The following is a 5587-nucleotide window of genomic DNA, read 5'->3' as shown; positions in this document are numbered from 1 at the left end:
GATTACCAGCATAAATAATATTGGGGTTAACATAAATCGCATAAGCTTTTACATTATTACCTTCAACCCCAGATTCAGCTTTAGCTAATATCCCTTTTTTCACAAGACTATTAATTACTCTACTAACTTTTGTTCTACTAGTTCCCAATACCTCTCCTATTTGAGTAATATTTAATGGAGACGCATATTTCTTAGTAATATCATCTACAATTGCATTTGAATGAAGTCCTATGTAAGCTTGTATATCAAGTAAAAAAATCTTTTCCTCACCAGTCATATAATCTTGCTGTCTTAAATATTCCCAATTCAATTGTAATAGTTGAACAAATTTAGCCTTATTTTTTATTTTCTTTTCAGGTACTAATTTCATTCCTCTTGAACTAGCTTTTGACTGAAGCTCATTTGCTAATTGCATCTCTTCTTCTGACAAGATCTTTGAATTCTCAATATCTCTCAACCTTGCATTTTTTTCAGCTTGTTCTAAATTGATAGTATTTGTCATAACTTTTCTCCTCTTTCCCAGTTTTTTTAACTAGAGAAGAGTTAGTTTTTATGGTATGATTCATATAGAATTTGCAGTTAAATATGTACACAAAAAGTCCCCTTCTCTAATTGATAGTTTGGTCACTTTCAATTATAACATAGGGGCTTTTTTATTGTACAAACTCTATAAAGAAAAAAGAGTTCTATATAATTAGGACTCTTTTTGTTATTTCTGAAAGTAAACTTTTAAATATTAGTTTACTTTCAATTCCTTGATTTTATTGACTTTATCGCAATTCACTCATTCCCCTCAAAAACGACTATAAAACTATACATTCAAAACGCTAAAAATAAAGAGATTAGAACATCCATAAACAAAAAAGAAGAAACTAGATTTATACTGATTTTTTACATAAAGTATGATTATCGGAAGTCAATCCACTAACGCACCCTTTGTTACAGTTTTTTTTTTCAAATTCTAAAATTGCTCGTGTTGAAATTAGATGTAACTAAATACTGTACCAAAAATAATTCGTCACAATACAACGTAAGGGCCCTTCTAAATTCGTTTTTTAATTTTCTTAGTTAAGATAGCGTGTATATCTCGGCTGTACCCCATATTACCAATTAACCCTAGATGCGCCAAGTAAATCAGCCTTAGTCGGTTCTGTAGCAGTACGATCACTATATCCATACATTAATACTCCGCTATTAAAATCTCTAAACAAATCGTTTAATCCCGTAGCATGCCCCAATTCATGCGCAACAGTTTGACTATTAGCTGCAAAGCTACGTGAATTCATTTTCGCTGTATTCAAATTAATTTTCCAAGTATATAAGTGATTGTAATAATCCGATTTCCATTCAAAGTAATATGCATTGGTGGAGCTATTTAGATTGCTGTATTTATGAAATGAACCTACTGCACCAGAGGGTTCGTTCCAAAAATGTATAACGCCTTTTGAATACCATTTTTTTGCCCCTTCTAACACAATTGATTTATAATTACTATCTATACTTGAAGACAGTGTATAGTTGACATGTGCTTTCCCTGCATGATTGTAAATATCAACTGAATACCCATCATAAAGACCACCTTGAAGAGGTGTATGCGCTAAAGTTTTATTATCAGAAATACCAAAAAACAAAACGCTACTTAAAGCCATTGTAGTGATACACTTAGGTAATAACTTTTTGAATTTCATAACTTAATAGTTCCCCCTTATCCTATTTATTGATTATTTTTCACTTTTTCTTTAAATTGATTTTCATTTAAAATTTGTACATTTTCCTTTTGCTTAACAGTCTGTTCCACACTTTGGCTACGCTGGATAACTACACCTTTATTCTCCGCTTCAGTTTTTGCTTTATCTTCAATATCTTCAAATTGCGAAGCATCATGTGCTGCCCAACGTTTTAAACTTCCATCGCCTACAACTTGATAAATCTGCGTCTCTTCTCCTAGCAACCAGTAAACATTTTCACCTAATCCTACAGCTTTTTTAAGTACTAATATGAATTCTTGACCTTTTGTAAATAAAGGATTCCCATTGAATGAATAGTCAGAATTACCTTGTTGCAACACTTTTATATCTGCACCAGCTTGTCCTTTTAATGTTTCTTGTACTTTCGCATTGTAAAGAGTTCCAGGTGAAGGTTCATTAAATTCTTTCACCTTATCACCAATCTTTACTTTTACAACTAAATCTGCTTCACTTAGCGTCTCTTTGAATGAAGATACATCTAGCTCTCCATGAATAGCAATTCTTTCCTTTGTTTTCCCTTTGGTTGATACACTCACAGATTCACTTTCATTAGCAACTTGATTACTATGTAGGACAAAGTAGCTTCCTCCTATAAGCAACGCTCCACAAGCTACAGCCAAAAACACTTTTCCTTTTTTTAACTTTTTCATCATATCCCTCCATTTTTTCTATTTATTTATTAAATCATCTTACATAAAATGGTTATTCGCAAGTGATTTTCTTAATATTCAAATTAAAATACCCAACCCCTTCTTAACATAAAAGAAGTGAGCAAACCATTTCTTCACGTTCTGATTCAAACTTTTCTGTGCTGCTTATATCATACAGAAAACGAAATGACCACTCTAATTTAGGAATAGCAACCAATCCTTCTCTCCTGCTCAATTCTTCTATATACATCAAAAGCACTATCATTCACCTTGAAAATATGTTTTTTACATTCATCCGATTTTTGCCCTTTGCTGAAATCCGTCCTACGCTTTTTATTCCACGGTTCCCTTGACCACGAGCCTCTACACCCTCAAACTCCCAAAGATAACCCCAGCGGGCAAAAAACGCCCTTCTGGGGCCACCTCTGGCGAGTTTGCATGAGGGTGCTTCTCATCGTCAAGGAACTTTCGCGGCATAAACGCCCAGGACTCCGTGCATATCCCATTTGTTCACGGGCTGCTCCTAAACAGGGTGAGCCTCGTTTCTCCTCCCTGTTTCCTTGCTTCCCTCTATTGCTTTCCATTTCGTGTGCTGATTCTCCCTTCGGATTGAATCAGCAACCTTTCATTCCAAGCAAGTGAATCATGCTCGAACAACGCTTCGCTCGTTCTGTGCGTGATTCACCAAACCGACCCCGCAGTTTCACGGGCTGTGCCACGTTCAACTAGGGGGAGGCGGAGTTAAAAGTGTCCGATGTTTCACGTCTACCACACACTCCGCAAGGTGGAGGTTGCCCTCCCCCTTGACCCCCACTGTCGCACGCTCCTATAATTGAGAAAAATCTCAATTTTGGAGGTGCTTTTATGACAGCCCGTGAAAAAATTTCCGTCCGTCTTGATCCCGACGTTGTCGGTCTCGGCAGACGACTCGCCAAAATAGATTTTGGCTCAGAACAAAAATTCGGCATGCTCATCGAGCATGCAATTAAATCCTATAATGCTAGACAGATCAAATCTACTGATGTAGAAGGCATTCTATCTGAAACAGAATCCGCATTGATTGATCGCCTTGAATCTCGTTTTGACGAGATGTCCAAACGAACAGTTGAACGGATGGCAGGACTTCTCTTCACCAATACATTTGATACCGTTCGTCAATCTCTATTAATCGAACAACTTCATAAAGCAGGAATCAAAAATTCCGATACGCTTCAAAATGAAGCGTATAAACAAACAACAGCCATTGTATCCAAACGATATAAAGAATTTGGAGATAATCTTTTATTCCAACAAAAAGCTCAAATTCATGAATTAAAAGAACAACTGGAAGACATGACCGCAAAACATAAAAAAGCCTATCAACAATGGAGCATCTGGGAAAAGAGTACAAAAGAAACACGAAACCAACTCGAAAAAAGCGAAACAAACAATCAACAGCTTCAAAAACGTATCGAACAATTAGAATCTACTTTACAAAGAACAACTCTAGAAAAAAAACATACTAAAAAATGGGCTCAGAATCTCGTAAAACGAATCGAAAACTCTGGAATGATAGATAGACCTAAAAAGCTATTAGAAGCCCATATAAGCGAAAATGGAGCGTTATAGGGGGTGTTTATCTATGACTCACGTTAAATCCGTTGGATTTGAAAAACATTTTGGGAAAAACAAACCGATTACCGCCATCAAAGAACATATAAAATACATAGAAGCGGATAAAGACCATCATCGAGAAAAACCTGAATTATTTAATCAAAACCAAGACATAATCCAACGTCAAGATTTTATGACTAAAATACGAGAGCAACCAAACAGAGGCGTTGTCGCCCATAAGCTTGTATTCACACTATCGGAAGATGAATACAACAAATACAATGCCGATCTAAAAGATTGGACACGCCAAATTATCAATCGCTTTGAAATCAAAACGAATCAAAAACTAGATTGGGCGGCTACCATACATTATGATGAGGGACATCCTCATGTCCATGTGGTCATTCGAGGATATAACGAAGCTAATAAACAAGTTGGTTTTTATCCCAAACATCTAAAAGAGCTACAGCAATATGCCCAAGAAGAAATCTCTCGTACCCCACAAATCGAACTCGATCTATTCATTGATCGAGAATTAACACGACAACTACAAGAACTCAAACAAGAAAGAAAACTTGTCACACCAGAAATAGAACCAATACAAGTCAAACAAAAATCAATGAAACAACAACATTTAGAAAGATAAGAGACTTGGTGGCGGTGCCACCAAGTCTCTTTGTCCTCGCAATCAACTATAAAAACACCTTTGCAAATTTTGGCGAAGCCGATTGTCTTTGTTAAGAACATTCCCTTAACAGATAATCTTTGATTTTCTTACCTTTTTCCCTTCTCATGTCTTATTTTTATGTCTCACTTATTTAAACAAACATTTGAATTATCGAATCCGTTATTTTCGTCAAGAGGATTCCCTGGATAGTCCGTGCTTGTGTTTTCACGGTTTTCTACTTTTTTGGCGGAGGCTGGCTGGGGTGTGGGGAAACCCCACGAAAAGAACGTATCTATATTTTGGGTAAGAAGAATTCATGAACGATAGATAAAGCGGTTCGGCACGTACAATGGAAATCGCAAGTCGATATGCTAGAAATCTACTTTTTCGTCTATCGGCTTGGCGAAAGCGAAACACGTGCCGAAAAAAGTTTTGCAAGGACGAAATAAAATGGAGAGGGTGGAGATTTTCTGGAGCAAAGCGGAGGAAAATACGACCCGTTCCTTGCGGAACTTTTAGCCTTAATAATATATAGAGTGAGAAGGACAAGCATTTTAAAGTTTAAAAAACACAGTAATATCAAGGGTTTCAAGATTTTTCGTACGTATCAAATCTGATACACTTTCGTATCAGATTTGATACGTACGAAAAATAAAAAATCAAAAAAAAAGGAACTAGTCAATAGTTCTTTTTAAAATAATCTATTAGGTAAATTTTTTAGAGTTTTATTATTCATTGCTTTTCTAAACATAGTTACTAAAGCTCCTTGAACATCATCACGATTACCAGCATAAATAATATTGGGGTTAACATAAATCGCATAAGCTTTTACATTATTACCTTCAACCCCAGATTCAGCTTTAGCTAATATCCCTTTTTTCACAAGACTATTAATTACTCTACTAACTTTTGTTCTACTAGTTCCCAAT

5 protein-coding genes and 1 pseudogene are annotated in these 5587 nt (G+C 35.7%); 2 read left to right on the top strand and 4 right to left on the bottom strand.

Annotated features, from left to right (window positions below; translation table 11 throughout):
- From AC1DIT_RS26920 to AC1DIT_RS26910, 3 genes are all read right to left on the bottom strand, one after another.
- Positions 1-502 (bottom strand): MarR family transcriptional regulator (locus AC1DIT_RS26920; RefSeq protein WP_476998545.1); only part of this gene is annotated, 502 nt, incomplete at its 3' end.
- Positions 503-1103: 601 nt separating this feature from the next.
- Positions 1104-1688 (bottom strand): zinc metalloprotease, encoded by a 585-nt coding sequence (locus tag AC1DIT_RS26915; protein WP_016116851.1) that lies wholly within the window; start codon positions 1686-1688, stop codon positions 1104-1106.
- Positions 1689-1714: 26 nt separating this feature from the next.
- The gene (locus AC1DIT_RS26910; RefSeq protein ID WP_016116850.1) at positions 1715-2398 is read right to left on the bottom strand and encodes a hypothetical protein; all 684 of its coding nucleotides are present in this window, start codon (positions 2396-2398) and stop codon (positions 1715-1717) included.
- A gap of 864 nt (positions 2399-3262) precedes the next feature.
- On the opposite strand from AC1DIT_RS26910, the gene AC1DIT_RS26905 reads away from it, so the two are divergent.
- Both AC1DIT_RS26905 and AC1DIT_RS26900 read left to right on the top strand, forming a co-directional pair.
- The gene (locus tag AC1DIT_RS26905) at positions 3263-4006 is read left to right on the top strand and encodes a hypothetical protein (protein ID WP_242227466.1); all 744 of its coding nucleotides are present in this window, start codon (positions 3263-3265) and stop codon (positions 4004-4006) included.
- A 13-nt stretch (positions 4007-4019) separates the two neighbouring features.
- Complete coding sequence (locus AC1DIT_RS26900; protein ID WP_016116847.1) at positions 4020-4637, top strand: relaxase/mobilization nuclease domain-containing protein; 618 nt, start codon at positions 4020-4022, stop codon at positions 4635-4637.
- Between the two features lie 712 nt (positions 4638-5349).
- On the opposite strand, the pseudogene AC1DIT_RS26895 reads toward AC1DIT_RS26900, so the two are convergent.
- Positions 5350-5587: pseudogene (locus AC1DIT_RS26895) on the bottom strand (MarR family transcriptional regulator); the annotation flags it as partial.

This window comes from Bacillus sp. 05T22 (assembly GCF_056396765.1).
Note: the sequence above shows the minus strand (reverse complement) of the source record. Positions and strands in the feature narration are given on the sequence as shown.

Bases quoted from the DNA above. Each gene is read 5' to 3' on its own strand.
- AC1DIT_RS26915 (WP_016116851.1), bottom strand. From the start codon at position 1,688: ATGAAATTCAAAAAGTTATTACCTAAGTGTATCACTACAATGGCTTTA.
- AC1DIT_RS26910 (WP_016116850.1), bottom strand. From the start codon at position 2,398: ATGAAAAAGTTAAAAAAAGGAAAAGTGTTTTTGGCTGTAGCTTGTGGA.
- AC1DIT_RS26905 (WP_242227466.1), top strand. From the start codon at position 3,263: ATGACAGCCCGTGAAAAAATTTCCGTCCGTCTTGATCCCGACGTTGTC.
- AC1DIT_RS26900 (WP_016116847.1), top strand. From the start codon at position 4,020: ATGACTCACGTTAAATCCGTTGGATTTGAAAAACATTTTGGGAAAAAC.